Source organism: Streptomyces ambofaciens ATCC 23877 (genome assembly GCF_001267885.1).
Lineage (GTDB): Bacteria > Actinomycetota > Actinomycetes > Streptomycetales > Streptomycetaceae > Streptomyces > Streptomyces ambofaciens.
The window spans coordinates 891,600-916,333 of sequence record NZ_CP012382.1 but is presented as its reverse complement, the minus strand read 5'-3'; the positions used below and the strand labels follow the sequence as shown (position 1 = coordinate 916,333).

22 protein-coding genes are annotated in these 24,734 nt (G+C 74.2%); 5 read left to right on the top strand and 17 right to left on the bottom strand.

The genetic code is table 11. The features are described from left to right. Positions 1-52 precede the first annotated feature (52 nt). Complete coding sequence (locus tag SAM23877_RS04125) at positions 53-1,036, top strand: aldo/keto reductase (RefSeq protein ID WP_053127041.1); 984 nt, start codon at positions 53-55, stop codon at positions 1,034-1,036. A gap of 12 nt (positions 1,037-1,048) precedes the next feature. Here the strand turns inward: SAM23877_RS04125 and SAM23877_RS04120 are convergent, their stop codons facing one another. Next, the gene (locus SAM23877_RS04120; RefSeq protein WP_053127039.1) at positions 1,049-1,390 is read right to left on the bottom strand and encodes a hypothetical protein; all 342 of its coding nucleotides are present in this window, start codon (positions 1,388-1,390) and stop codon (positions 1,049-1,051) included. Positions 1,391-1,541: 151 nt separating this feature from the next. On the opposite strand from SAM23877_RS04120, the gene SAM23877_RS04115 reads away from it, so the two are divergent. Further along, positions 1,542-2,045, top strand: coding sequence for a DUF6328 family protein (locus tag SAM23877_RS04115; protein WP_079030010.1), 504 nt, complete (start codon positions 1,542-1,544; stop codon positions 2,043-2,045). Between the two features lie 7 nt (positions 2,046-2,052). Here SAM23877_RS04115 and SAM23877_RS04110 read toward each other — a convergent pair whose 3' ends face one another. The 13 genes from SAM23877_RS04110 to SAM23877_RS04050 all read right to left on the bottom strand — a co-directional run bounded on the left by SAM23877_RS04110 (position 2,053) and on the right by SAM23877_RS04050 (position 18,490). Next, positions 2,053-2,478, bottom strand: coding sequence for an SsgA family sporulation/cell division regulator (locus tag SAM23877_RS04110; protein ID WP_053127035.1), 426 nt, complete (start codon positions 2,476-2,478; stop codon positions 2,053-2,055). A 127-nt stretch (positions 2,479-2,605) separates the two neighbouring features. Further along, the gene (locus tag SAM23877_RS04105; RefSeq protein ID WP_053127033.1) at positions 2,606-3,583 is read right to left on the bottom strand and encodes an LLM class F420-dependent oxidoreductase; all 978 of its coding nucleotides are present in this window, start codon (positions 3,581-3,583) and stop codon (positions 2,606-2,608) included. A 91-nt stretch (positions 3,584-3,674) separates the two neighbouring features. Beyond that, positions 3,675-5,285, bottom strand: coding sequence for a serine/threonine protein kinase (locus tag SAM23877_RS04100; protein WP_053127031.1), 1,611 nt, complete (start codon positions 5,283-5,285; stop codon positions 3,675-3,677). Positions 5,286-5,577: 292 nt separating this feature from the next. Next, the gene (locus SAM23877_RS04095; protein ID WP_053127030.1) at positions 5,578-6,537 is read right to left on the bottom strand and encodes a threonine/serine dehydratase family protein; all 960 of its coding nucleotides are present in this window, start codon (positions 6,535-6,537) and stop codon (positions 5,578-5,580) included. A 166-nt stretch (positions 6,538-6,703) separates the two neighbouring features. After that, the gene (locus SAM23877_RS04090) at positions 6,704-7,768 is read right to left on the bottom strand and encodes a polyprenyl synthetase family protein (RefSeq protein WP_053127028.1); all 1,065 of its coding nucleotides are present in this window, start codon (positions 7,766-7,768) and stop codon (positions 6,704-6,706) included. Continuing rightward, the gene (locus tag SAM23877_RS04085) at positions 7,765-8,826 is read right to left on the bottom strand and encodes a tetratricopeptide repeat protein (protein WP_053127026.1); all 1,062 of its coding nucleotides are present in this window, start codon (positions 8,824-8,826) and stop codon (positions 7,765-7,767) included. Before SAM23877_RS04085 ends, SAM23877_RS04090 begins: the two co-directional genes overlap by 4 nt. 176 nt (positions 8,827-9,002) lie before the next feature. Next, positions 9,003-9,680 (bottom strand): AIM24 family protein, encoded by a 678-nt coding sequence (locus tag SAM23877_RS04080; protein WP_053127024.1) that lies wholly within the window; start codon positions 9,678-9,680, stop codon positions 9,003-9,005. Positions 9,681-9,737: 57 nt separating this feature from the next. Continuing rightward, the gene (locus SAM23877_RS04075; protein ID WP_053127022.1) at positions 9,738-11,072 is read right to left on the bottom strand and encodes a CAP domain-containing protein; all 1,335 of its coding nucleotides are present in this window, start codon (positions 11,070-11,072) and stop codon (positions 9,738-9,740) included. A 416-nt stretch (positions 11,073-11,488) separates the two neighbouring features. Next, positions 11,489-14,461, bottom strand: coding sequence for a helix-turn-helix transcriptional regulator (locus tag SAM23877_RS04070; RefSeq protein ID WP_079030009.1), 2,973 nt, complete (start codon positions 14,459-14,461; stop codon positions 11,489-11,491). Positions 14,462-14,550: 89 nt separating this feature from the next. Then, on the bottom strand, positions 14,551-14,904 hold the full coding sequence (locus SAM23877_RS04065) for a UBP-type zinc finger domain-containing protein (protein WP_053127018.1): 354 nt from the start codon (positions 14,902-14,904) through the stop codon (positions 14,551-14,553). Then, complete coding sequence (locus SAM23877_RS04060; protein ID WP_053127016.1) at positions 14,901-16,358, bottom strand: ATP-binding protein; 1,458 nt, start codon at positions 16,356-16,358, stop codon at positions 14,901-14,903. The genes SAM23877_RS04065 and SAM23877_RS04060 overlap by 4 nt, the downstream gene beginning before the upstream one ends. Continuing rightward, the gene (locus tag SAM23877_RS04055) at positions 16,355-18,031 is read right to left on the bottom strand and encodes an NAD(P)/FAD-dependent oxidoreductase (protein WP_053127013.1); all 1,677 of its coding nucleotides are present in this window, start codon (positions 18,029-18,031) and stop codon (positions 16,355-16,357) included. The genes SAM23877_RS04060 and SAM23877_RS04055 overlap by 4 nt, the downstream gene beginning before the upstream one ends. Before the next feature lie 93 nt (positions 18,032-18,124). After that, the gene (locus tag SAM23877_RS04050) at positions 18,125-18,490 is read right to left on the bottom strand and encodes a VOC family protein (protein ID WP_053127011.1); all 366 of its coding nucleotides are present in this window, start codon (positions 18,488-18,490) and stop codon (positions 18,125-18,127) included. Between the two features lie 61 nt (positions 18,491-18,551). On the opposite strand from SAM23877_RS04050, the gene SAM23877_RS04045 reads away from it, so the two are divergent. Further along, positions 18,552-19,427, top strand: coding sequence for a universal stress protein (locus SAM23877_RS04045; protein ID WP_053127009.1), 876 nt, complete (start codon positions 18,552-18,554; stop codon positions 19,425-19,427). Positions 19,428-19,443: 16 nt separating this feature from the next. On the opposite strand, the gene SAM23877_RS04040 is transcribed toward SAM23877_RS04045, so the two are convergent. The 3 genes from SAM23877_RS04040 to SAM23877_RS04030 form a co-directional block, all read right to left on the bottom strand. After that, positions 19,444-20,676, bottom strand: a complete 1,233-nt coding sequence (locus SAM23877_RS04040) for a DUF4032 domain-containing protein (RefSeq protein ID WP_053127007.1) — start codon at positions 20,674-20,676, stop codon at positions 19,444-19,446. Positions 20,677-20,685: 9 nt separating this feature from the next. Continuing rightward, positions 20,686-21,432, bottom strand: a complete 747-nt coding sequence (locus SAM23877_RS04035) for an MBL fold metallo-hydrolase (protein ID WP_053127005.1) — start codon at positions 21,430-21,432, stop codon at positions 20,686-20,688. Positions 21,433-21,550: 118 nt separating this feature from the next. Further along, positions 21,551-22,180 carry an alpha-ketoglutarate-dependent dioxygenase AlkB gene (locus SAM23877_RS04030; RefSeq protein WP_053127003.1) on the bottom strand — a complete coding sequence of 210 codons (630 nt, stop codon included), beginning with the start codon at positions 22,178-22,180 and terminating at the stop codon, positions 21,551-21,553. Positions 22,181-22,340: 160 nt separating this feature from the next. Here SAM23877_RS04030 and SAM23877_RS04025 point away from each other — a divergent pair, with 160 nt between their 5' ends. Together SAM23877_RS04025 and SAM23877_RS04020 are read left to right on the top strand one after the other, a co-directional pair. Continuing rightward, a complete protein-coding gene (locus SAM23877_RS04025; RefSeq protein ID WP_053127001.1) occupies positions 22,341-23,003 on the top strand; it encodes a TetR/AcrR family transcriptional regulator in 663 nt (220 codons plus the stop codon). Between the two features lie 35 nt (positions 23,004-23,038). Beyond that, positions 23,039-24,712 carry an FAD-binding dehydrogenase gene (locus SAM23877_RS04020; RefSeq protein ID WP_053126999.1) on the top strand — a complete coding sequence of 558 codons (1,674 nt, stop codon included), beginning with the start codon at positions 23,039-23,041 and terminating at the stop codon, positions 24,710-24,712. Positions 24,713-24,734 lie beyond the last annotated feature (22 nt).

Sequence of the window (24,734 nt, the reverse complement as noted above, 5' to 3'; positions counted from 1 at the left end):
CACGGCAGGTCCCGGCGCGGTGCGGGAGCGCTCCGGGTGACAGACTGTCGCCATGGACGAGCGCACTTTCGACAGGTCGGATCAGCACGCGTCGGTGGTCGGCCTCGGCACCTGGCAACTGGGCGCCGACTGGGGGGACGTCGACGACAAGGAAGCCCTCGCGGTGCTGGAGGCGGCGGCCGAGTCCGGGGTGACGTTCTTCGACACCGCGGACGTCTACGGCGACGGGCGCAGCGAGGAGACCATCGCCGGGTTCCTGCGCGGCCGCCCCGACCTGCACGTGCTGATCGCCACCAAGATGGGCCGCCGGGTCGAGCAGATCCCGCAGAACTACGTCCTCGACAACTTCCGTGAGTGGAACGACCGCTCCCGGCGCAACCTCGGCGTGGACGTCGTCGACCTGGTGCAGCTGCACTGTCCGCCGACCCCCGTCTACTCCAGCGACGAGGTGTACGACGCCCTGGACACCCTCGTCGAGGAGGAGCGCATCGCCGCGTACGGGGTCAGCGTGGAGACCTGCGCGGAGGCGCTGACCGCGATCGCCCGGCCGAACGTGGCGAGCGTGCAGATCATCCTCAACCCGTTCCGGATGAAGCCCCTGCGCGAAGTGCTGCCGGCGGCCCGTGAGGCGGGCGTCGGCATCATCGCCCGGGTACCGCTGGCCTCCGGACTGCTGTCCGGCAAGTACACCAGGGACACGGTCTTCGCCGCGAACGACCACCGCAACTTCAACCGCCACGGCGAGGCCTTCGACCAGGGCGAGACCTTCTCCGGTGTCGACTTCGCCACCGGGGTGGAGGCCGCCGCGGAGTTCGCCGCGCTCGCCCCCGAGGGGTACACCCCGGCCCAGCTGGCCCTGCGCTGGATCATCCAGCAGCCCGGCGTCACCACGGTGATCCCGGGTGCGCGTTCGCCCGAACAGGCCCGCGCCAACACGGACGCGGCCAGGCTGCCGGAGCTGTCCGAAGAGACGCTCACGGCGATCCGCGACCTCTACGACCGCCGGATCAAGGACCAGGTCGAGAGCCGCTGGTAGGCGTACTGCACGTCACGGCACCAGGAGCAGCTGTCGTTCCCGCTCCTGGTCGCCGGAGGCGGCCCCCTCGTTCCGTGTGGTGAAGGCGTGGGACAGCGTCTCGCTCGCCGCCTCGACGGCCTGGGGCGAGCCCTGGACGGTGACCGAGACCGGCTCCGACAGCGAGCCCGCCCGGGCGGCCGTGGACGCCCGCGGAGCGTCCGGGGAGTCGAAGGTCGCGGTGCGCACCGTCGCCTGCTCGTCCCCCGGGAGGCCGTCCGGTGCGCCGAAGACCTCCTCCAGTGCGCGGACGATCGCCCGCGCGTCGTCGATGCCGCCACCGCTGAGGGTCACGGTGAGCTGTGTGTCGGACATTCTTCGCCCTTCCCTGGATTCGCGTCGGTCCGGGCCCGTGTATCCGTGCGCTGATCACTCAAACCGGGCGCCGACGGCCCGACGTGGCGCCTGAGGGCGGGGAAGCCGGGAAGAGGGAAGGGAACGCAGGCCGCGGCAACCGGGAGGAACCGTGACGGACCAGGGCGCGAGAGTGGACTCGGGTCGGCGCAGAGGGCGCAACGAGACCGAGGAGGAGCGGGCGGACCGCATGTGGACCGAGCTGATCCAGGAGGTCCGCGTCGCGCAGATGGGCGTGCAGATCCTGTTCGGCTTCCTCCTCACCGTGGTGTTCACCCCGAAGTACGACGACCTCTCGGACACCGACCAGATGATCTACCTGGTGACGGTGGTCCTCGGGGCCGTGACGACCGGCGCCCTGATCGGTCCCGTGTCCCTGCACCGCATCGTCGCCGGGCGGCGCGTGAAGCCCCAGGCCGTGCGGTGGGCCTCCCGGCTCACCCTGCTCGGCCTGGTCCTGCTGCTCGCCACGACGACCGCCTCGCTCCTGCTGATCCTGCGCGTGGCGACCCACGACGGTTTCGTGCCCTACCTCGTGGCCGGGGTGGTGTTCTGGTACCTGCTGTGCTGGTTCGGCATCCCGCTGTGGACCCGGTACCGCCACACGACCCGCTGAGGCCGACTCAGCCCTCGGCCATGATCTCCGCGAGGAAGTCGTCGACGCACACCTCTTCCTCCCCGGGCCGCACCACGGCGTGGGTCTCGCGCAGGAAGGCCTCGACGGCGGCCGCCCACACGAACACCACGGCGTGGTGGCGGCCCCCGTCGGGCCGGGCGTCGCCGAGCAGTTCGATCCGCAGCTCGTCCCACGGGCCCCGCGACTCGGGCCGCAGCCGCACGTCGCCCATGCCGACCGGGCGGGTGAGCCCGTCGCCCACCATCTCCCGGTCCAGCGACCAGCGGGCGAGGACGCGCCCGTCGTGACTGAAGACCACGGTGAGCGCGAACGGGTCCGCGGCGTCGTAACCGAGGTGGGCGAGCACGGGGAAGCGGTCGGCGTCGCCCGCCTGGAGTTGCACGACCAGGGTCTTGTGCACGAGGGAATTCACGACTGGGGCCTCCGGAGGACGGACGTGGAGCCCTCTAGTACCCCGCTCACCCGCAAGATGCTCAGGCAGACGGGTGATTCCCCGGCACGGGTGATTCCCCGTGCCGGGTCATCCCTCGTGCCGGGTCTCAGGACCGGCCCAGGGCCTCGCGCAGCGCGGGCAGCAGGGTCTTCTCCGACCAGTCGAGGAAGGCGGGTTGCGTCTCGCCACCGATCTGCACCAGGGCGACCTCGGTGAACCCGGCCTCGGCGTAGGGGCGCACGGCCTCCACGAACGCGTCCGGGTCGTCGCCGCAGGGGATCGACTCGGCGACGTCGTCGGGGGTGACGAACTGGGTGGCCGCCTCGAAGGAGTCCGGGTGGGGCAGCTCGGAGTTGACCTTCCAGCCGTTGCCGAACCAGCGGAACTGCGCGTGGGCGCGCTTGATCGCCGTGTCCCGGTCGGGGTCGTAGGACACCGGGAGCTGCCCCACGCGCGGTTTGCCCGCCCCGCCGTGCCGGTCGAAGGACTCCAGCAGTCCGGCCTTGGGCTCCGTGGCGATGACCAGGTCGGCGTGCTCGCCCGCGAGCGCGCAGGAACGCTCGCCGGAGACGGCGATGCCGATGGGCGGCGCGGTCTCCGGCAGGTCCCACAGCCGGGCCGACTCCACGTCGAAGTGCGTGCCGCGGTGATTCACATGGCCGCCCTCGAAGAGTGCCCGGATGATCTCCACAGCCTCCTGGAGCATCTCGTGCCGGACGTCGACGGACGGCCAGCCGCCGCCCACGACGTGCTCGTTCAGGTTCTCGCCCGAGCCGAGACCGAGCCGGAACCGGCCCTCGGACAGCAACTGCAGCGTCGCCGCCTTCTGCGCCACCACCGCGGGGTGGTAACGGAACGTCGGACACGTCACGTAGGTCATCAGGGGGATGCGTGAGGTCGCCTGGGCGGCGGCGCCCAGCACGGCCCACGCGTAGGGCGAGTGGCCCTGCGACCGCAGCCACGGGAAGTAGTGGTCCGAGGTCACCGAGAAGTCGAACCCCGCCTCCTCGGCCCGCACCAGATGGCCGACGAGCTCACGGGGGCCGGCCTGCTCGGTCATCATCGTGTATCCGATTTGCACCATGAGGCGCGAGTCCCCGTCCGGGCGCAGCGAAAACGGGGCGAATGCCGCGCGCGCCCGGTGCCCCCGCCGGGCCCGCACCGAGCGACGGTGGTCAGGCCGAGTCCGGACGGCGCGCGTCCTCCCGGAACGTCGCGAGGAAGACGGCGAGCGCCCGCTCGTTCCCGGCGTCGTCCCAGTCGTCGGCCGGGGTCGTCCAGCGCAGCGAGAAACTGCGTCCGCCGCCGAGGAGGAAGCCGCGGCCGAACGTGCGCACCCGGACGCCCTCGTCCTCGGCCGTCCACTCCATGTCGGCCGCCGCGCGTCCCCGGTACCTCGTCGCACGGATCTCGCCGACCCGCCGGTAGTCGCCGGCCCGCTCCAGAGCGGGCTCGACGTCGTCGCGCCACACCGCCACGGGATCGGCGCCGGCCCGCTCGCTGTAGGTGACCGCGAGGGTGCGCGGATCGCCCAAGGCGCCCAGGACCACGCGGTAGGCCACGTCCGACACCCGAGAGGTGGACAACCGCCGCCAGCCCTCGGGCAGCGCGACGGAGAATCCCTCCGGCGCGTCGTAGCGGCGGAACCCGGCCGGTACGGCGCTGCCCGGCCGCGACGGCGAGGGGGTCGCGCTCGGCCGGGGAGCGGGGGAGGAGGGGGCCGTGTCGTCGGCGGGCGGCGACACGGGGGCCGAGGGGCGCTGCCGGCTGCCGGTGCCGGTCGCGGAGCCGCCGTCCGAACCGGGCAGTCCGCGGGTGACGGCGAGAGCGGCCACCGTGACCGTGACGACGGCCAGGGCGGTCCCGGCGAGCACCGTCCGCCGGCTCCACCCGCGGCCCGCGTACCGGGCGGCGGCGCACGCACCCCGCAGCCGGGGGCGCGGGGCCGCACGCACGGCCGCCTCCGCCTCCTCGGTCAGCGCCCGGGCGAGGGCCTCGCGCACCACCGGGCGGGTCAGCCGCTCCCGCGGGTCCTTGCGGAGCAGTCCCTGCACGACCTGCGTGAGCGGACCGGCGCGCAGGGGCGTGCGCAACGGCAGCCGGTCCACGCCCTTCAGCGTCGTCTCGGGCCGGCCGCGGTCACGGAACGGCGGACGCCCCTCGAGCATCGTGTAGAGGATCGCGCCCAGCGCCCACAGGTCGGCCGCGGGCCCGATCCGCTCGTCGCGGGCCTGCTCGGGCGAGGCGTACGAGGGTGCCGTGAGCCGGGGGGCGAGGGTGGCGCCGGCCAGACCGAAGCCGGTGACGACGACGGATCCCTCCTCACGCACGAACACCTGTCCCGGGCTCAGCTCGCCGTGCGTGACCCCCAGCTCGTGGGCCGCCTCCAGTACGTCCAGCAGCTCCAGGCCGATGCGTGCCGTCCGTGCGTAGTTGAACCTGCCCTGACCGTCCAGCAGTTCGCCTAGCGGCACGCCGGCGACCCGTTCGGTCACCGTCCACAGGACGCCGTCCGTCACCACGGCGTCGGACACCGCGGCGATCCGCCCGGGGCACAGCGACCTCATGGTCTCGCAGGTGCGCACCACACGCCCGGTGGCCCGGCGGGCGGTCTGTGCGGCGTGGTCCTCCGGGAGCGCGATCTGCGTGACCAGGCACGGGCGGCCCGTCTCCGCGTCCTGGCCGGACCAGCAGAGCCGGTTCGTCTCACGGTGGACGACATCGAGCAGACGGTACCGTCCGGCGACCGATTCGTGTGTGGAGACGTGCGCCCTGCTCATGGCCATCCCTCGCTCGCACCGCCGGCTCTCAGCTTGTCCAGAAGTACGGTGAGAGGGCCGGGGTGCGTTCAACGAATGCGGAATCCCGGATCCATTTCTGACCGTTATTCAAAAGCCGCGGAGAGCGGAACGAACGTGAATACGGAAAAAGGGCCGTGCGGATGCGCACGGCCCCTGAACTGGGCGATCTCGCGCGTCTGTTCGGCAGGGGAATTCCCGGCCGGGCGCGCGGCCCGTGAATGCGGGTCCGACCTGGTGGTAACCCGCGGTACGCGCGGCTGCGGCCCGGAGCCGGAGGTCAGCGCAGACCGAAGCGGTCCGCCCACGCCGACATGTCGGCGACGGTGGCGTTGCCGCCGCACACCACCAGACCGATCCTGGCGCTGTCGCCCACCCGCTCCACCACCCGCCGGGCCGCGGGCAGCAGACATCCGGCGGCGGGCTCGGTCCACACCTTCCCGTGCTCCGCGAGGGCCAGCGACCCCTCGACGGCTTCCCGGTCCGGAACCACCAGCACCTCGGTGACCAGCGCCGACACATGCTCGTACGTCACCTGCGAGACGGCCGGGGCGCTGAGCGTGGTGACGATCGACGACAGGGGCACCGGAAGCGGCCCGCCGGCGGCCAGCGCCCGGGACATGGCCTCGGCGCCCTCGGTCTCCACGCCCCAGACCCGCACGTCCGGCCGCAACGCCCGCAGCCCCGCCGCCACGCCCGCGATCAGCCCACCGCCCCCGATGCTCACGAGCACGTCGGTGAGCTCCCCGGCGTCCGCGGCGAACTCCAGTCCCACGGTGCCCTGGCCGGCGATCACCACGGGGTCGTCGAAGGGGTGGACCAGGGTCAGGCCCTCCTCGCGGAGCCGGCCCACCAGTGCGAAGGCGCTGTCCATCCCGTCGGTCAGCCGTACCAGCGCGCCCGCCTCCTCGGCGATCTCCACGGAACGGGCCGGTGCCGTGCGCGGCATGACCACCGTGGCCTTGACGTCGAGGGCGGCGGCCATCACCGCCACCGCGACGCCGTGGTTGCCGCCGCTGACCGCGACGACGCCGGCGGCCCGCTCGGCCTCGGTCAGCGACAGCAGCTTCGCGGTCGCGCCGCGCGCCTTGAACGATCCGGTGCGCTGGAGCAGCTCCAGTTTCGCGGTGACCGGGACCCCGAGCAGCGCGGACAGCCCGGGGCTGGGCACGGTCGGGGTGCGTACGACATGTCCGGCGATCCGCTCCGCGGCGGCTTCGATCTCCGTGATCCCGATCAAGGCACTCATCCTTCCGGCGCGGGCGGTGATCCGCGCCCGTGCGCACCCTTTCGCGTGACGCGTCCGAGGTCAACACGGTTCCCGAGGCGTGGGCGTGGGCGGGGGCGTGGGCGTGGGCGGGGGCGTGGGCGTGGGCGGGGGCCACCGGCGCGGTGGCCCGCGGTTCTCACCGTTCGCGCCGCACCAGGAAGTCCAGCAACGACCTCAGCTCCCGGGCCGCTCCCGCGCCGGCCGTCCCCGCTGCGGCGGCCACCTCGGTGAGCGCGGCCTCCACCGCGCCCAGACACCGGTGCGCCTCGGCCAGGGCAGCCCGGCGCCCGCCCGCCTCGTCGATCAGCACGGCGACCGCCTCGGGGTCGGCGGGCTCGGACGCCAGCAGCGCGGCCAGCCGTCGCGCGGCCGGCCGGGGCGCCTCGAGCGCGGCCAGCACCGGGAAGGTCTTCTTGCGCTCCCGCAGGTCGCCGTGGACGGGCTTTCCGGTGATCGCCGGGTCGCCCCAGATGCCGAGCACGTCGTCGACGACCTGGAAGGCGACGCCGAGCTGCCGTCCGGCCCGGTCCAGCGCGGTGACGGTCGTCCGCGGCGCCCCGCCGAGCACGGCGCCCATCGCCGCCGCGCAGCCCAGCAGCGAGCCCGTCTTGTGCTCGGCCATCGCCCGGTACTCGTGGGGCCGCACCCGCTCCGGTCCCGTCCACGGCCGCTCGGCGAACAGGAGGTCGTCGGCCTGGCCGCGTACCAGGTCGTTCAGCGCGGTCGAGAGCAGACGGACCGTCCGCGGTCCGGCCGGGGCGACGGCGAGCGTCTCGACGGCCAGGGCGAACAGGGCGTCGCCCGCGAGCACGGCGGGCCCGGTGCCGTACGCCTTCCACACGGCGGGGCGGCGGCGCCGGTCCGGATCGCCGTCCATGATGTCGTCGTGCAGCAGCGAGAAGGCGTGCACCAGTTCCACCGCGACCGCGGCGGGCACCCCCGCCCGTCCGGACGCGCCGGCCGCCTCCGCTCCGAGGACCGCCAGAGCCTGCCGTACGCCCTTGCCGCCGCGGGCGTCCCGGGCGGGCTCCCCGCCCACCTCGCACCAGCCGAAGGAGTACGCGGCCATCTCGCCCACCCAGGGGTGCAGCCGCCCGACGGCCTCCTCCAGCGCCGGCCGCACCAGCGCGCGGCAGCGGTTCAGGAGGTCTGGCGCCTGTGCCTCTGCCGGGGGCGGCGCCGTCGTGGTCGGCGCCGTCATCGGACAGCCTCCGCGACCGCGTCCGCCGGCGCGCTCGGGAGACCGAACTCCTCCTGCGCCCGTGCCACCATCCGCCGGGCGTGCCTCAGTCCGATCCGCTCCAGGACCTCGGCCAGCTCGGCGAGTTCGGCGGCCGTCTCGGCGCGGTCACGGCCCAGCCGGGCCAGCGACTTGGCCAGGCCCAGGCGGGCCAGCGCCTCACCACGCGGTTCGCCCATGGCACGGAACTCCGCGAGCGCCCGCCGGTACAGGTCGCGGGCCTCCGGGTAACGCGCGGCCCGGTACAGGACGTTGCCGCGCATCTTGTGGTTGTAGGCCAGCGCGCCGGACAGCTTCATGGCCCGGCAGCCCGCCTCGGCCTCGGTGAGCAGCTCCAGCGCCCGCCCGGTGTCGCCGTCCCGCACGGAGACGACGTCGGCGAGTCCGCGCAGCGCCCAGGCGTGACCGCGCCGGTCCTCGGCCCGTGCGGCGATCTCGGCCGCCTCCTCGAAGAGGGCGTACGCGCGGTCGTAGGAGCCGGTGTTGCGGTGCATCTGCGCGATGCCCTCCAGCGCCCACACCGTGTGCCGCGCCTCACCGCGCCGCCGGGCCTCGGCCAGCAGCTGCTCGTGCAGCCGGCCCACGGCCTCGTAGTCGCCCTGGATGCGGCCGGTCTCCGCGAGCCCCGCGAGCGAGTAGCCGCGGACGACCGGGTCTCCGCCGCGTTCGCCGAGCTCGGCGGCGAGCCCGAGCAGCCGCCGGGCCAGTCGCAGGGCGCCGCGCTGCCGGGCCAGGGTGCCCCCGCTCAACAGCGCCCAGGCCATCGCCGGGGTGTCCCGGGCCGTGCGGGCCGCGCGGTAGCTCGCCTTCCAGGACCGGTCGGCGTCCCCGACCCGGCCGAGCCGGCGCTGTGCCTCGGCCACCGCGAGCCCGGACCGGGCCGCCTCGGCGGGCCGCCCCGCGCGCTCGGCCGCTTCCAGCTGCTCCTTCCCGGCGGCCAGGACGTCGGTCAGGGAGGAGTTGACGGAGAGGGCGGTGAGGGCGCCCTGGTACTCCGGAGCGAATGCCTTGCCGTACATGGGTGCCTTCCGGTCCAGATGCACAGGTCACGCGTACACCGGGAGGGGGCATGACTATGCACTCGGTGTATACGTACGGTGTATAGTGCGTCGAAAGCCGGCCCTGGCCGCGTGGGGCGGCCAGGGCGGCGTCACCTGTCGCCGATCAAGACGTCGACGGAGCGGACCGGGTTGCCTCAGTGCTGCTGCGTCTTCTGCGGAGTCACCTCGCTCGGTCGCACGACGACGAAGCCCTCGCCCTGCAGCACCAGTTGCACGGCCTCGCCCGAACCGCCGCGCAGCATCGACCCGATGGACTGCGAGCGGTGCAGGGAGGTGGCGAGCCCGGCGGACCAGCCGACGACCGCGTCCGTGTCGACGTACACCGGGTACTGCGGCGAGACCGGGATGACGAGCGGACTGCCCTCGCAGACCAGCCCCAGCCTGCCCTGCCCGGTGAAGACGCTGTTGAACAGCCCGCCGCCGGCGATGCCCGAGCCCTTCACGGTGGCGATGCGGTACGACAACGAGGTGTCGAAGCACAGCACGTTGCGGCCGTTGACCGTGAACTCGTCGCCGGACTCGACCTCCACGATGAAGCAGTTCTGCGCCTCGTGCGCGAACCAGGCCTCGCCCTGTCCGCTCACCGCCATCAGGGGCAGCCCCTCCCCGGTGACCGCGCGCTTGAGCATGCCGCCCACGCCCTGGCCCTTGCGCTCGAACTGGAGGTTGCCGCGGTAGGCGACCATCGCGCCCTGCCGGGCCAGCATGTCGCCGCTCACCGTGTAACGGATGCACTTGGAGTTCTCGACGGTCATGCCCGGCGCGGTGGCGGGCTGCACCATGTGCTCGCTGGAAAAGAGGTCACCCTTCATACGGGCATCCTGGCCCGGACGGGTCCCTTCCGCCAAGATCGGTCCCTGAGCGCCGGTTCAGCCGCCGAAGAGCTGCGTCCAGTACGTGCCCGCCCGGCCGCCGCCGGCGAGACCGATCCCGATGTGGGTGAAGTCGGCCTTGAGGATGTTGGCGCGGTGCCCGGGGCTGTTCATCCAGCCTTCCACGACATCGGCGGGGGAGCGCTGGCCGCAGGCTATGTTCTCGCCGACGGTGCGCCGTGCGGCGCCCGCGGCGGCGGCCCGGTCCCAGGGCTTGCCGCCGTCCGGGTCGGTGTGGGAGTAGAAGTCGCGGGCCACCATGTCGGCGCTGTGCGCCTGGGCGGCCGTGGTCAGCCGTGGGTCGGCCGCCAGTACGGGCAGCCCCGCCGCCGTCCGCTCCCGGTTGGTGAGGGCGACGACCTCGGCCGTGGTGCGGGCCAGGCCGTCGGGCGTGAACGGCACAGCCCACAGAACGGTCCAGTACATGTCGCCCGAGCCGCCGTCCGTGGCGTACCCCCACCCGGTCTGGGTGAAGGCGGCGTGCAGCGTGCGCCGGGTGCGCTCGGTGCCGAGGCAGTACGCGACGAACTCGGCGGGCGTGCGCGGACCGGAGACCAGGTGCTCGCCGACGGTGAGATACGCGTATCCGGCCGAGACGACGCGCTGGTGGACGGAGACGCCGTCGCGGGTCTCCACGCTCAGCGCGCCGGCGGCGGCCATGGCGGTTGCGTGGGCACGCGCCGCGGAGACCAGGCGCGCATCGGCGGCGACCGGGCCGGAACCGGCTTCCGCCCGGGCGGAGTTGACCAGGGTCAGGAAGCCGTCGGCGTCGGCGTGCACCGGTGGAGCGGCCGGTGGCCGGAGGTCGGGCATCGGTGGGGCGGCTGGTGGCCGGAGGTCGGGCACCGCGGCGTCCTCGACGACCTCCACCCCGAAATCCCGGGCGAGACCGGCGAGTCCGTCCGCGTACCCCTGGCCGAGCGCGCGCAGCTTCCAGCCCTCGCCGCGCCGGTAGAACTCCGCGAGCAGCAGGACGGTCTCCTGCCGGGGGCGTACGGGGGTGAACCGGGTCAGCGCCCGGCCGCGGGCGTCGGTGACCTGGAGCGTGGGGGAGGGCAGCGCGCTCAGGGCGGTCCCCGGGTCCGAGGGACTGACCGCCACCGTCACCCGGGTGGCACCGGGGCGCAGCCGCCCGGGATCGACGGTGAGCGTGCCGTCCCGCAGCCGGACGCCGGGCGCCTCCGGCTGGTTGTAGAAGACGAAGTCCTCGTCGCCGCGCACCTTCCCGCCGTCGTCCGTGATGAGCGCCGACACGTCGAAGTCGCCGGGCACCCGCACGCTCACGGGACCGTCCGGCAGAGGGACGTTGCCCCCGGGGACCAACTCGCTCATCGTGCCGTCCTTCGTCGTGGTCCGCTCCGGTCGGGTCTCTCGGTGTCGGCTCAACGTCCGCCGCCCGCCGGGGGTTCCCGGCGAGGGGCGGGCGACGGTCCGGTGCGGGCGGGGAGCACCGTCACCGTCCGAGCGACCCCGCGAAGCGGAGCCGGCCTCCCGGGCGGGGGCGGTCCGGCCCGTGCGGGGCCGGTTCCTGGTCGCGGGCTGGTGGCGGCGTGCGGGGCTCGAGTGCCCGGCCGGGGGCCGGTGGGTGGCGTGCCGCGCCGGGCTCCCGCCCCCTGGGCCGATGCCGGCGACCGCGCCGGGCGCCCGGCCGTGGGCGGGTGGTACCGAGGCCGGGCGGGTGGTACCGAGGCCGGGCGCCCGGCCGCGGGCTGGTGGTACCGAGCCGCGTCGGCCGGCGCGGGCCGGGGTCAGGACGGTGCGGTCGGCTCCGGGGCGACGAGGCCCTGTCGGTAGGCGACCGCCACCGCCTCCGTGCGGCTCGCGGCGTCCAGCTTGGCGAGGATGTTGGAGACGTGGACGCTCGCCGTCTTGGCGCTGATGAACAACTCCTCGCCGATCTGACGGTTGCTGCGGCCGAGCGCGAGGAGCCGCAGCACGTCCTGCTCGCGGGCCGTCAGCACGGCGGCACCCTCCCTGGCGCCCGTGAGCCTGCCGCGGCGGGCCAGGCCGTCCAGACGCTCGCGCAGCAGCGTGGCGCCCAGCCGGTCGGCCTCCCGGCGCACGATGTCGGCCTCGGCGGCCGCCTCCTCACGGCGGCCGGCCGCCAGCAGCGCCTCGGCCAGCCGGAACCGGCACCGCGCGCGTTCGTAGACGTCACCGTGGGCGAACCCGGCCACCGCCCGCTGCCAGGCCGCCGGGTCCGGTCCGGCCCCCGCGATCCGGGCCCACTCCGCCTCGGCGCGCGCCAGCCACGCCTGCCCTTCCGGCCCCTGCGGTACCCCGTCCTCCCCGTGCCCGGCGGCCCGGCGGGCCTGCCCCAGGAGCTCCGTCGCCGTGTCCGTCCAGCGGTCCGCCGCCGCCTCGTCGCCGGCCCCGCGCAGCTCGACGACGCGGTCGGCGACCGCGGACAGGGCGAGGGCGGCCAGCCGGACGGTGGCGGCGGGCAGCACGCCCGCGTCGTCGGAGAGCACCTCGACGGTGGACCGCGTCCACCGCACGGCCTCCTCGGCGTCACCCCGCGAAGCGGCGGCGTCGGTCAGCACGATGCCCGCCACCAGCGTGCCCATCCAGTCGAACGGGCCCTCCAGCAGCAGCCTGGCCCGATCGACGGCCCCGAAGTCCCCGCGCGCCAGCGCCACGTAGAGCCCGGGGCCCGCGGCATGACCGCCCGTGGCGGGCACCGCACCGGCCTCGTCGGCCGCCGCGCGCACGCACTCGTCCCAGTGGCCCAGCGTGTACTGCACCAGCAGCCGCAGGTACCGCATCTCCCGGGGGTAGGGCGAGGACAGCAACCCGGAACGCCGGGCCCGGTCCAGTCCCTCCGACGCCCAGTGCCGGCACTCCTCCAGGTCACCGGACTCGAAACTCCCGATGGCGAGGTTGAACAGGGCGCGCATCTCCACCGGCGCGTTCCCCGCCCGCCGCGCCAGCTCCCGCGCCTCCAGCAGCTGCTCCCGGCCCTGCGGCGTGCTCCGGTTGCCGCCTTCGAGGCTGGTCAGGGAGATCAGCAGGTCGGCGCGGGCGTCGACGACGCCCAGCTGATCGGCGACGCGCAGGGCCCGGCGGGCGACCCGCAGCGCCGTCTCGTACTCCCCGACCTGGCGGGCCGCCATGACGTGCGTCGCCGCGGCCCACATCCACGTCGTCGACGGCGGCTCGGCGGGGATCAGCTCGAGCGCCTCGCTGCTGTGCGCGAACGCGGCCGACAGGTTGTCGACGTTCAGCAGGTTCCCGGCGAGTGTGTACCGGACGCGGGCGGCGAGCTCCAGGTCGGCGTCCTGCCCGAGGCCGGCCAGCGCGGAGCGGGTGAGGGAGACCGCGCGGTGCAGCTCCCCGGCGTGCGCGGCGGCGGCCGAGGCACGCAGCGTGAGCGTCACGACGTCGGAACCGGCCGGCCGCGCCGCCGCGTCGACCGCCGACCACAGGTCGAGGGCGGTCTCGACGTGCCGCAGCTCCTCGGCGGGCGCCCCGACGCGCTGGGCGTGGTCCGCGGCCGCCAGGGACGCGGCGAGCGCCTCGGGCAGGTCGTGGCTCTCCCGGTAGTGATGAGCGCGCTCGGCCGCGCTGTCGGCACGGCTCTTCGGCCCGGAGAGCAGCCGGGCGAACGCGCCGTGCAGCCGGGCCCGTTCCCCGGGCAGCAGGTCGGCGTAGACCGCCTCCCGGGCGAGGGCGTGCCGGAAGGAGTAGGTGCCGTCGTCGCCGGAGACGAGCAACTGCCGCCCCACCGCCTCCCGCAGGGCCGTCTCCAGCTCCTCCTCGGGTAGCCCGACCGCCTCCCGCAGCAGCTCGTGCCCCACGCGCCGCCCGGCGACCGCGGCGGTGCGCAGCACCTGCTGGGCGGTCTCGGAGAGCTGCTCGAACCGGATGAGCAGGACGTCGGCCAGACCGCTGGGCACGCCTCCGGCGGGCGCGTCCGCGGCCGCGACCAGCTCCTCGGCGTAGAAGGCGTTGCCCTCGGCGCGTTCCACGATCCGGTGCACGGTGGTGTCGGGCAGCGGCCGGTCCCCGAGGAGGCGCACCAGCCGGGCCACGTCGGCGTCGGGCAGCGGGCGCAGTTCCAGGCGCTCCACGGCGGGCAGCCGCACCAGCTCGGCCAGCAGGGGCCGCAGCGGGTGGCGCCGGTGCAGGTCGTCCGTCCGGTACGAGGCGAGCACCGCGAGCCGGTGCCCGGGTGCGCCGCCCGAGGGCCGTTGCAGGACGCCCCGGCTGAGCAGGAACCGCAGCAGGTCCCGGGAGGACTGGTCGGCCCAGTGCAGGTCCTCCAGGACCAGCAGCAGCGGCGAGATGTCCGCCAGCTCGGTCAGCAGGGCCGTCACGCCCTCGAACAGCCGCAACCGCGACCGTGTGGCGGCGTCCCCGCCGTCCGGACCGCCGTCCGCACCGCCGCCGAGCAGCCGGTCGGCGGCCGGATGGGCGGCCAGGACGGCAGCGAAGCGCTCGTCGGCCGCCAGCGCGCCGAGGATCTCGGTGAACGGCAGGTACGGCAGGCCCACGTCGCCCAGGTCGACGCAGTGCCCGGTGAGCACGGTCGTCCCGGCCGCGGCGGCCCGCCCGGCGACCTCGTCGAGCGTCCGGGTCTTGCCGACCCCGGCGTCCCCGGCGATCAGTACCGCGCGCGCCTCTCCCGAGCGGGCTCGCTCCAGTACGTCATGGAGGCGCGCGAGTTCGTCCTCGCGGCCGACGAGCGGGCTGGTGAACAGGGTCTGCGACACGCCGCCCATCCTGGCACGCGGGTCCGACGGACCGGTCAGGCCGGATCGGATACGGGCCCGGTCCGGTCCGACGCGGGGCCGTACCCGATGCTGCCCCTTCAGCGCCGCAGCGTCCGGGCCCAGTCCGCGGGCACCCGCCCGGCCGGTCCGGGGGACGGCTGGTCCTCGGGGTGGCTGCGCGGTGGGGCGAGCTCGGGCCCCGACTCCCGCACCTCTTCGGTCGCGTAGTCCCAGTACCAGTCCTCGTCCGGTTCGAAGCTCTGCACCACCGGGTGCCCGGTGGTGCGGAAGTGCGCGGTCGCGTGCTGTCCGGGCGAGCTGTCGCAGCAGCCGATGTGACCGCAGCTCGCGCAGCGCCGCAGGTGGAACCACCAGCCGTCCACCGCGTCGCATGCGGCGCAGCCGGGGCCGCTCGGGGGGACGGCGGGGTCGATTCCGGTGTCGCTGGTCATGCCGGCTCCTCGGTCGGTTCGGGTTCGGCGGCGGTCAGCGGGAGCAGCACCTGGAAACGGGTGTCGCCGGGCACGGACTCCACCTGGAGGGTGCCGTGGTGCTTGTTGACCACGATCCGCCAGGAGATGTCCAGACCGAGCCCGGTGCCCTCGCCCACCGGTTTGGTGGTGAAGAACGGATCGAAGATGCGCTCGCGGATCTCCGGCGCGATCCCCGTTCCGGTGTCGCGGAACTCCACCAGCAGACGGTCGTGGTGGAGCGCGGTCCGCACGGTCAGCGTGCCGTCGCCGCCGGCGCCGTTCACCGCGGAGACCGCGTTGTCGATCAGATTGGTCCACACCTGGTTCAGTTCCGCCGGGTACGCCGGGATCCGCGGCACCGTCCGGTCGTAGTCCTTGACGACGTCGATTCGGGGCCCGATCTTGCCGGAGAGCATCAGCAGGGTGCTGTCCAGGAGTTCGTGGACGTCGACGGTCCGGTAGGGCGCCCGGTCGAGCTGCGCGTACTGCTTGGCCGCGTCGACCAGGTGCGAGACGCGGGCGGTGGAGTCCGCGATCTCGTCCATCAGCAGTTCGGTCTCGACCGTGTAGTTGAGCCAGCCGATCGCCCCCGGCAGCATCTGCTCGTCCACCGCCGCCGCCACCTGGTCCAGCCACTCGGCGTCCAGCCCGGCCTGCACGAAGGTCGGCGCGATCCGCCAGCCCTGCTCGATGCCGTGGTCGTCCAGCCAGTCGGAGAGGGCGTCCTCCCGGTCGGCGGCCTCCAGCGGGGACAGGGAGGGGGCCTTGGCGACCCGCTCGGCCGTGCGCTCCTGTATCTCGATGAGCCCGGCGAGCGCGTCGCGGGTGAACGGCCCCTCGGCGATGACGGCCAGCTTGTGGCGCATCTTCGCCACCCGCTCCCGCAGTGCCGAGGTGGCCCGCACGGCCGCCGCCGCCGGGTTGTTCAGCTCGTGCGTGAGGCCGGCGGACAGCGAGCCGAGCGCCAGCAGCCGTTCCCGCTGCCCGATGGCCCGCTGGGTGTTCTTCGAACCGAAGAACAGCCCCTCCAGCAGGTGCACCGCCATCGGGAACCACTCCTGCATGACGCTCGCGAACGTCTGCGCCGGCAGCACGAAGAACCGGGTCGGCTCGGTGACCCGCATCGAGTTGGTGTAGACCTGCGGCACCCGGTCGCCGACGTACGCCTGCATCGCCCCGGCGTACACCCCCCGCTGCGAGGTGCGGTTGGTCTCCACGTCGTCCCCGCCGACCCGGCGGGAGAGGACGACCGCCCCGTCGAGCAACACGTAGAAGCAGGTCGCGTCCTCGCCCTCGGCGTACACCGGCCCGGGCTCGAACACCTCCACCCGGCCCTCCGCGCACAGCCGCCCCAACTGCTCGGGCGTCAGCTTCTCGAACAGGAACAGCTCCCCGATCTCCCGGGGGCTGCACGGCATCGGCCGGCCGCTCACGACTGCTCCAGGTACCGGTGGACGAGCATCACGGCCATGGCTCCCTCTCCGACGGCGGACGCGACCCGTTTCGCGGACTCCGCGCGGGCGTCGCCCGCCACGAACACGCCCGGCACACTGGTCTCCAGGTGGTACGGCGGCCGGTCCAGCTCCCAGTCGGCCGGGGGCCGTCCGTCGGGGGTGAGGTCCGGCCCGGCCAGGATGAACCCGCGCTCGTCCCGCAGCACCGTCCCGTCCAGCCAGTCGGTCCGCGGGGCCGCTCCGATGAACACGAACAGCCACTGCGCGTCGACCTGTTCGGTCTCCCCGCTCGCCGCGTCGCGCAGCGTCAGCCGCTCCAGGTGCCCGTCGCCGTGCGCGCCCTCCACGGCCGTGCCGCAGCGCACCCGGATGTTGGGCGTCTCCTCGATCTGCTGGATCAGGTAGTGCGACATCGACGCCGCCAGGGAGTCGCCGCGCACCAGCAGCGTCACCGACTTGGCGCCCCGGGCCAGGTACATCGCCGCCTGGCCGGCCGAGTTGGCGCCGCCGACGATGTACACGTCGTGGCCCTGGCAGGATGCCGCCTCGGTCAGCGCCGAGCCGTAGAAGACACCGCAGCCGGTCAGGTCGTCGGCGCCGGGAGCGGTCAGCTGCCGGTAGGAGACGCCGGTCGCCAGGATCACGCTGTGCGCGGCGATCGCCGAGCCGTCCGAGAACCGCACGGTCCGCGCCGCGCCGTTGGCCTCCAGTCCGGTCACCTCGCGCGCCGTGAGGATCTCCGCGCCGAACTTCGCGGCCTGCCGCCGGGCCCGGTCGGTGAGCTGCCCGCCGGAGACGCCGTCCGGGAAACCGAGGTAGTTCTCGATGCGGGAGCTCTGTCCGGCCTGCCCGCCGGTCGCCGACCGCTCCACCAGCACCGTCCGCAGCCCCTCCGACGCCCCGTACACGGCCGCGCCCAGCCCCGCCGGACCGCCGCCGATCACCACCAGGTCGTAGAAGTCGGCCGCCGGCGTCGTCGCCAGTCCCACCCGCGCGGCGAGCTCGGGTGCCTCCGGCTCCACCAGCGGGGTCCCGTCCGGCGTGATCACCACCGGCAGCCGCTGTCCGTCCTGCCCGGCCGCCGACAGCAGCCGCCGCCCCTCCGGCTCGTCGGACGAGTACCACCGGTACGGCACCTGGTTGCGGGCCAGGAACTCCCGGACCTCGGAGGAGCGCGCCGACCAGCGGTGCCCGACGACCTTCGTGCTGGGCACCGGCCGGTGGTCGCCGGTGCGCCAGGCCTGGAGCAGGTCGTCCAGCACCGGGTAGAGCTTCTCCTCGGGCGGGTCCCACGGCTTGAGGAGGTAGTGGTCCAGGTCCACGACGTTGATCGCGTCGATCGCCGCGTCGGTGTCGGCGTACGCGGTCAGCAGCACGCGCCGGGCGCCCGGGTACACGTCCAGGGCCCGCTCCAGGAACTCGATGCCGTTCATCCGCGGCATCCGGTAGTCGGCGAGGAGGACGGCCACCAGGTCGCCGCGGAGCTTCAGTTCCCGCAGCGCCTCCAGGGCCGACTCGCCGGACTCCGCACGCACGATGCGGTACGAGGCGCCGTACCGCCGCCGCAGATCACGGGCGACGGCGCGGGAGACCCCCGGATCGTCGTCCACGGTCATGATGACGGTCCGTGTCGCCCCGTCGGCCTGTGCCATGCGTCCCCCACGTCGAGCGGCCGGTTCACGGCACGGCGTCCCCGTCACCGCACCGGCCTGCCGCCCATCGTATGTTCGATCGCGGTGGACCGCTCAGGCAGCCGGACGGCCGCCCCGCGGGCCCAGCACGCAGAACTCGTTGCCCTCCGGGTCCGCCAGCACCACCCAGGGCTGCTCGCCCTGCCCCACGTCGGCGTGGACCGCGCCCAGTTCCAGCAGGCGGGCCACCTCGGCCTCCTGGTCCTCGGGGCGGAAGTCGAGGTGCAGCCGGTTCTTCACGGTCTTGCCCTCCGGCACCGGGACGAACAGCAGTCCCGGCAGCCGGTCGGGCTCCGGGCGGATCTCGTACTCGTCGGGCGCGTCGTTCACCACGACCCATCCCAGCGCCTCGGCCCACCAGCGTCCGAGCGCGGCGGGATCGGCCGCGTCGACGTTCACCTGCTCCCACTCCAAGGTCATGCGGACAGCGTAGGGAAGACTGGGCTCCATGAACGAGACGGCGACACAGGGAGGGACCCGCATGACGCGCCCGATCACGGCCGGTGTGGACGGTTCGGAGGAGAGCCTGGCCGCACTGGCCTGGGCCGCCAGGGAGGCGGTCCGCCGGGAGGCGCCGCTGCGCGTCGTGCACGCCTGGCGGTTCCCGTCCAAGGACACGGACGGCACGGGGGACCGGGACGCGCAGGAGCGGTACGTCCGGGAGTCGGTGGCCGACTCGGTCCGCACCGTCACCGAGCGGCATCCGGAGCTCACGGTCTCCACGGAGGTCCGGGAGGCCGACGACGCCGTCGCCGCCCTGCTCGCCGCCACGGCCGACGCCGAGACGCTCGTGCTCGGGTCGCGCGGCCACGGAGCGGTCGTCGGCTTCCTGCTCGGCTCCGTCGGCCAGCAGGTGATCGCGGAGTCGCCCCGGCCCGTCGTCCTCGTGCGCGCCGGGGACGAGGCCGCGACCGAGGCCGCGGGCCGCGAGGTCGTCGTGGGCCAGCAGGGCGAGCCCGAGGACAGCGCCGACGTGATCGGTTTCGCCTTCGAGGCGGCCGCCGCGCGCGGCGCCACCGTGCGGGCCGTGCGGGCCTGGGCCCTGCCGACGGTCTTCACCTACAGCCCGGGCTCGATGCGCCTGGCCGACGAGGCCGGCGGCCTGGAGCAGTACGAGCGCAAGGCACTCGGCGAGGCGCTCGCGCCGTGGCGCGAGCGCTACCCCGACGTCCCGGTGATCGAGCACGTCGAGATGGGCAGCGCGGGTCAGGTGCTGCTGTCGGTGGCCGACGGCGCCCAGCTGATGGTCGTCGGCCGCCGGGCCCGCCGTACGGCCGTCGGCGCCCGGATCGGCTCCGTGGCACACGGCGTGCTGCACCACGCCGACTGCCCGGTGGCGGTGGTCCCGCACGCGTGACGGTCCGGTACGCCGCTCAGTCCGCGGTGGGCCGCAGGGTCTCCCGGGCCCTCGGCAGGATGGTGGCGATGTAGTCCTCGACGGCGGTGTGCAGGCCGATGTCGTGCTGGGCGCGCTCGGACAGGAACCAGCGGTGCTCCAGGAGCTCGTGGTAGATCTCGGCCGAGTCCATCGCGCCGCGCAGCTCCACCGGCACCGCGCGCACGGTGGGCCGGAAGACCTCGCGCACCCAGCGGTGGGCGAGGACTTCGGGGCGGGCTCCCAGGGGGTCGCCCGGGGCGTAGTCGTCCTGGGTGGCCATCCAGCTCTCCAGGTCGTTCAGCAGCCGCCGGGCCTGGTTCTCCTCGGCGTCCAGGCCGGTCAGGCGCAGCAGCTGGCGCTGGTGGTGGCCCGCGTCGACGACCTTGGGCACGAAGGTGACCGTGTCGCCGTTGGAGGCGTGCTCGATCTGCATCTCGGCCACGTCGAAGCCGAGGTCGTTGAGCCGCCGGATCCGGCGCTCGATGTAGTGGTACTTGCCCGCCGGGTAGACGGAGGTGCGGGTCAGCTCGTCCCACAGTCTCTTGTAGCGGGCGCAGATCTCGGTGCCGAAGTCGATGGGGTCGACGGAGGGGTGCAGGGCGCCGGAGGCCTCCAGGTCGAGCAGCTCACCGCTGATGTTCACGCGGGCGAGGTCGAGGTCGTAGTCCCGCTGCCCCTCGCTGAGCCGGGGGTGCAGCTCGCCGGTCTCGGCGTCCACCAGGTAGGCGGCGTAGGCGCCCGCGTCGCGCCGGAAGAGGGTGTTGGACAGCGAGCAGTCGCCCCACGCGAAGCCGGCCAGGTGCAGCCGGACCAGCAGTACCGCCAGGGCGTCCATCAGGCGGTGCATGGTCGCCGGGCGGAGCGTCGTCTCGAACATCGACCGGTAGGGCATGGAGCCGCCGAGGTGGCGGGTGATCAGCACCGGCTCCAGCGGCTCCCCGGCGGCGTCGGCGCGGCCGGTGACCACGGCGAGCGCGTCCACCGCGGGGATGGCGAGCCGGTCCAGGTCGCGCAGCAGCTGGTACTCGCGCAGCGCGGGGCGTTCCGCGAGTTCCTTGACGGCGATCACCTCGTCCCCGGCGCGCGCGTAGCGGACGACGTGCCGCGAGATGCCGCGCGGCAGCGGGACGAGCAACTCCTCGGGCCACTGCTCCAGCGGCGTCTGCCACGGCAGTTCGAGCAGGAGCGCGGGGTGCTCCGGATTGGTGGCACTGATCTGCAAGGCCATGCCCCGACTCTAGAACGCCCGTTCCCGGGCCCGTCGCGCGGCTTCCCCCATCGGACCGCGGTGCGGGGGGCCGTGCCCGGGGAGCAGGACGTCGCCGTCCAGTCCGGCCAGGACGTCGAGGGAGGCGACGGCGCGTGCCCGGTCGTGGTGGAACATGCCGGGCAGCAGCTGCGGTCCCGCCACCCGGGACGTGGCGTGCCCGCTCACCAGCGCGTCGCCGGAGATCACCACCCCGGCGTCCGGGAGGTGGTAGGCGCAGTGTCCGTCGGTGTGCCCGGGGGTGTGCACCGGCACGGGCCGGCCGGGCAGGTCGAGGGGGCCTGCGGTGGGGAAGGGCTCCGGTGAGCTCACCGGGTGTCGCTCGGTGCCGCCGGAGCGGAGCACGTGCACCGCCCAGGGCAGTACGCCCGGGCGCCAGGCGTTGCGCAGCACCCGTGCGACCGTCACCTGCTGGAGGAAGTCCCGGCGGGCGTGCGGGACTTCGGCATCGTGGAGGAGGACCGGGGTGCCGTGGGCGGCGCGCAGGTACTCGGCCGAGCCCAGATGGTCGCTGTGGGCGTGGGTGATCAGCACGGCGACGACCGCCTCGGGTGCGCTTCCGACCTCCGCCAGCGAGGCGAGGAGCTGCTCGCGGTCACCGGGATACCCGGTGTCGACCAGCGTGACGGCGTCCCCCTCCCTCAGGATCACCCAGTTGGTGTGGGAACCGTGCACCAGGTGGATGCCCTCGCCGACGTGCCGTACCTGCGCCCGCATGATCGTCCCGCATTCCGCTCGTCCCGGTTCGCCGGTACCAGGGAAGCAGGTCGGGGGAGCGGCGGCAGCGTGGGGCCCGTTCCGCGCAGGGCGGTGCGGGCCCCGCTCGGCAGGGTGTTCAGCGCACGCCGTGCGGGCGGAACTGGACGCTGATGCGGGGGCCGGCGGCGCGGGTGCTCTTGGGGACGCAGTGCTCCCAGGTGCGCTGGCAGGAGCCGCCCATCACGATCAGGTCGCCGTGGCCGAGCGGCCTGCGCACCGTGGAGCCGCCCCCGCCCGCCGGGCGCAGCAGCAGGTCCCGGGGCGCGCCGACCGAGAGGATGGCGACCATCGTGTCCTGCCGCGCTCCCCGCCCGATCCGGTCCCCGTGCCAGGCGACGCTGTCCCGGCCGTCGCGGTAGTGGCACAGCCCCGCGGTGGTGAACGGTTCGCCGAGCTCCGGGGCGTAGTGCGCGGAGAGCGCGGCACGTGCCTCGGTGAGCAGCGGATGCGGCAGCGGGTCGCCCGCCCCGTAGAACGCGAGCAGCCGGGGCACGTCTACCACCTGGTCGTACATGGCGCGCCGCTCCGCACGCCACGGGACCTCGGCGGCCAGCCGCTCGAACAGTGCGTCGGCGCCGCTCAGCCAGCCGGGGAGCAGGTCGATCCAGGCCCCGGAGCCGAGGTGGGTGCGGCGCACTCCGTCGAGCGGGCCGAGCCGGACCTCGTCGGTCTGGTCGAAGAGCGAGCCCTGGAGGTGCGTGGTCATGCCACCAGCGTACTCCTTATTCGAAAATCCGTTCTATACGAGTGGTGGGGTGCGGACGGCCTGGTCCCGAGTGCGGGGAGTCGGGTGGAGCGGTCGAGGGCCTTCGCATACGCCGGTGTATCCGATACATTCGCGTATCGAACGGGGGGAGGGTCCGGCCATGGCGGCGAAGCCGACGACCACCGGGCGCGTGACCAGGCGGCGCGCGCGCACCCGCGCGGAGCTGCTGGACGCGGCGTTCGGCGTGTTCGCGGCCAAGGGGTTCGGCCGGGTCTCGATCGAGGAGGTCTGCGACGCGGCCGGCTACAGCCGCGGTGCCTTCTACTCGAACTTCGACAGCCTCGACGAGCTGTTCTTCGCCCTCTACCGCGAGCGGGCCGATCTCATCGCGGACCAGGTGTCCGGCGCGCTGGCGCTGGACGGGCCGGACCTGGACGTGCCCGCCGCCGTGGACCGCGTCACCGAGGTGCTGCTCCTGGACCGGGACTGGCTCCTGGTGAAGACGGACTTCCTGGTGCACGCCGCCCGCGACCCGGCCGTGGCGCGGACCCTGCTGGAACACCGGGCGCGCCTCAGGCACGCGATCGCCGACCGGCTGGCCCGGGCGCGCGGGCACACCGCCCTGCCGGCCGTGCTGGGCGGCGCCGAGGGCGCCGCGCACGCCGTGGTCGCCGCGTACGACGGAGTCACCACCCAGCTGCTCCTGGACCGGGACGTCGAGCACGCCCGAGCCTGGCTGGGACGCCTGCTCACCGCCCTGCTCACGGAGGGCGGCGGCCCCCCGCTCACCGAGGACGGCGCAGCACCCCTCGGATCCTCTTGAACCCCCATCGCACGGAACAGGAAGGGACGGTCGCCATGGATGCCGACGTCATCGTGGTCGGAGCGGGCCTGGCGGGCCTGGTCGCGGCGCACGAACTGACCAGCCGGGGCCGCAGGGTCGCCCTCGTCGACCAGGAGAACGCCGCCAACCTCGGCGGACAGGCCTTCTGGTCCTTCGGCGGCCTCTTCCTCGTGGACTCCCCCGAGCAGCGCCGCCTCGGCGTCAAGGACTCCTTCGACCTGGCCTGGAACGACTGGCAGGGCAGCGCGGCCTTCGACCGCACCGAGGACGAGGACTCCTGGGCGGTGCGCTGGGCCCGGGCGTACGTCGAATGGGCGGCGGGGGAGAAGCGGTTCTGGCTGGCCGGGCACGGCATCACCTTCCTGCCCACCGTCGGCTGGGCCGAGCGCGGCGACCTCCGGGCCGGCGGGCACGGCAACTCCGTGCCCCGCTTCCACATCGCCTGGGGCACCGGCACGGGCGTCGTCGAGCCGTTCGTGGGCCACGCCCGCCAGGCCGCCCGGGACGGGCTGCTCACCTTCCACCACCGACACCGCGTCGACCACCTGATCGTCGAGGGCGGCGCCGCGTGCGGCGTGCGCGGCACGGTCCTCGCCGAGGACCACTCACCCCGGGGTGTCGCCTCCAGCCGCGAGGAGACCGGCGCGTTCGAACTCACGGCCCAGGCCGTGATCGTCACCTCCGGAGGCATCGGCGCCGACCACGACATCGTCCGCCGCCACTGGCCCGAGCGTCTCGGCACCCCGCCCGCCGAGATGGTCACCGGGGTCCCCGCCTACGTCGACGGGCGGATGCTCGACATCAGCGCCGAGGCGGGCGCCCGCCTGGTCAACCGCGACCGGATGTGGCACTACACCGAGGGCGTGCGCAACTGGGACCCCATCTGGCCCGGCCACGGCATCCGCATCCTGCCCGGGCCGTCCTCCCTGTGGTTCGACGCCCTCGGCCGCCGCCTGCCCGAGCCCTGCCTGCCCGGCTACGACACCCTCGGCACCCTGCGGCACCTGCGCACGGCCGACGGTCTCGCGGGGCACGACCACTCCTGGTTCATCCTCACCCAGAAGATCATCGAGAAGGAGTTCGCGCTCTCCGGCTCCGAGCAGAACCCCGACATCACCGCCAAGGACCGGGCCGGGTTCCTGCGTGAACGCGTCCTGGGCAAGGGCGCTCCGGGCCCGGTGGACGCCTTCCTGCGCGAGGGCGCCGACTTCGTGACCGCGCCGAACCTGGAGCAACTGGTCGACAGGATGAACCGGCTGACCGACGAACCGCTCCTCGACGCCGCCTCGATCCGGCGTCAGATCGAGGCCCGGGACCTCCAGATGGCCAATCCGTACGCCAAGGACGCCCAGGTCCAGGGCATCCGCAACGCCCGCCGCTACATCGGTGACCGACTCGGCCGGGTGGCCACCCCGCACCGCATCCTCGACCCGTCGGCGGGACCGTTGATCGGCGTGAAGCTGCACATCCTCACCCGTAAGACCCTCGGCGGCATCCAGACCGACCTCGACTCCCGCGCCCTGGGCGCCGACGGCACCCCGGTGGCGGGCCTGTACGCGGCCGGTGAGGTGGCCGGCTTCGGCGGCGGCGGAGTGCACGGCTACAACGCGCTGGAGGGCACCTTCCTCGGCGGCTGCCTCTTCTCCGGGCGGGCGGCGGGCCGGGCGGCGGCGCGGCAGACCGCCTGAGCCGCGGACGCCCGCCTCGCCG

Coding starts and splice junctions, on each gene's coding strand:
- SAM23877_RS04125 (WP_053127041.1), top strand. CDS start 53: ATGGACGAGCGCACTTTCGACAGGTCGGATCAGCACGCGTCGGTGGTC.
- SAM23877_RS04120 (WP_053127039.1), bottom strand. CDS start 1,390: ATGTCCGACACACAGCTCACCGTGACCCTCAGCGGTGGCGGCATCGAC.
- SAM23877_RS04105 (WP_053127033.1), bottom strand. CDS start 3,583: ATGGTGCAAATCGGATACACGATGATGACCGAGCAGGCCGGCCCCCGT.
- SAM23877_RS04100 (WP_053127031.1), bottom strand. CDS start 5,285: ATGGCCATGAGCAGGGCGCACGTCTCCACACACGAATCGGTCGCCGGA.
- SAM23877_RS04090 (WP_053127028.1), bottom strand. CDS start 7,768: ATGACGGCGCCGACCACGACGGCGCCGCCCCCGGCAGAGGCACAGGCG.
- SAM23877_RS04085 (WP_053127026.1), bottom strand. CDS start 8,826: ATGTACGGCAAGGCATTCGCTCCGGAGTACCAGGGCGCCCTCACCGCC.
- SAM23877_RS04080 (WP_053127024.1), bottom strand. CDS start 9,680: ATGAAGGGTGACCTCTTTTCCAGCGAGCACATGGTGCAGCCCGCCACC.
- SAM23877_RS04075 (WP_053127022.1), bottom strand. CDS start 11,072: ATGAGCGAGTTGGTCCCCGGGGGCAACGTCCCTCTGCCGGACGGTCCC.
- SAM23877_RS04070 (WP_079030009.1), bottom strand. CDS start 14,461: ATGGGCGGCGTGTCGCAGACCCTGTTCACCAGCCCGCTCGTCGGCCGC.
- SAM23877_RS04065 (WP_053127018.1), bottom strand. CDS start 14,904: ATGACCAGCGACACCGGAATCGACCCCGCCGTCCCCCCGAGCGGCCCC.
- SAM23877_RS04055 (WP_053127013.1), bottom strand. CDS start 18,031: ATGGCACAGGCCGACGGGGCGACACGGACCGTCATCATGACCGTGGAC.
- SAM23877_RS04050 (WP_053127011.1), bottom strand. CDS start 18,490: ATGACCTTGGAGTGGGAGCAGGTGAACGTCGACGCGGCCGATCCCGCC.
- SAM23877_RS04045 (WP_053127009.1), top strand. CDS start 18,552: ATGACGCGCCCGATCACGGCCGGTGTGGACGGTTCGGAGGAGAGCCTG.
- SAM23877_RS04040 (WP_053127007.1), bottom strand. CDS start 20,676: ATGGCCTTGCAGATCAGTGCCACCAATCCGGAGCACCCCGCGCTCCTG.
- SAM23877_RS04035 (WP_053127005.1), bottom strand. CDS start 21,432: ATGCGGGCGCAGGTACGGCACGTCGGCGAGGGCATCCACCTGGTGCAC.
- SAM23877_RS04030 (WP_053127003.1), bottom strand. CDS start 22,180: ATGACCACGCACCTCCAGGGCTCGCTCTTCGACCAGACCGACGAGGTC.
- SAM23877_RS04025 (WP_053127001.1), top strand. CDS start 22,341: ATGGCGGCGAAGCCGACGACCACCGGGCGCGTGACCAGGCGGCGCGCG.
- SAM23877_RS04020 (WP_053126999.1), top strand. CDS start 23,039: ATGGATGCCGACGTCATCGTGGTCGGAGCGGGCCTGGCGGGCCTGGTC.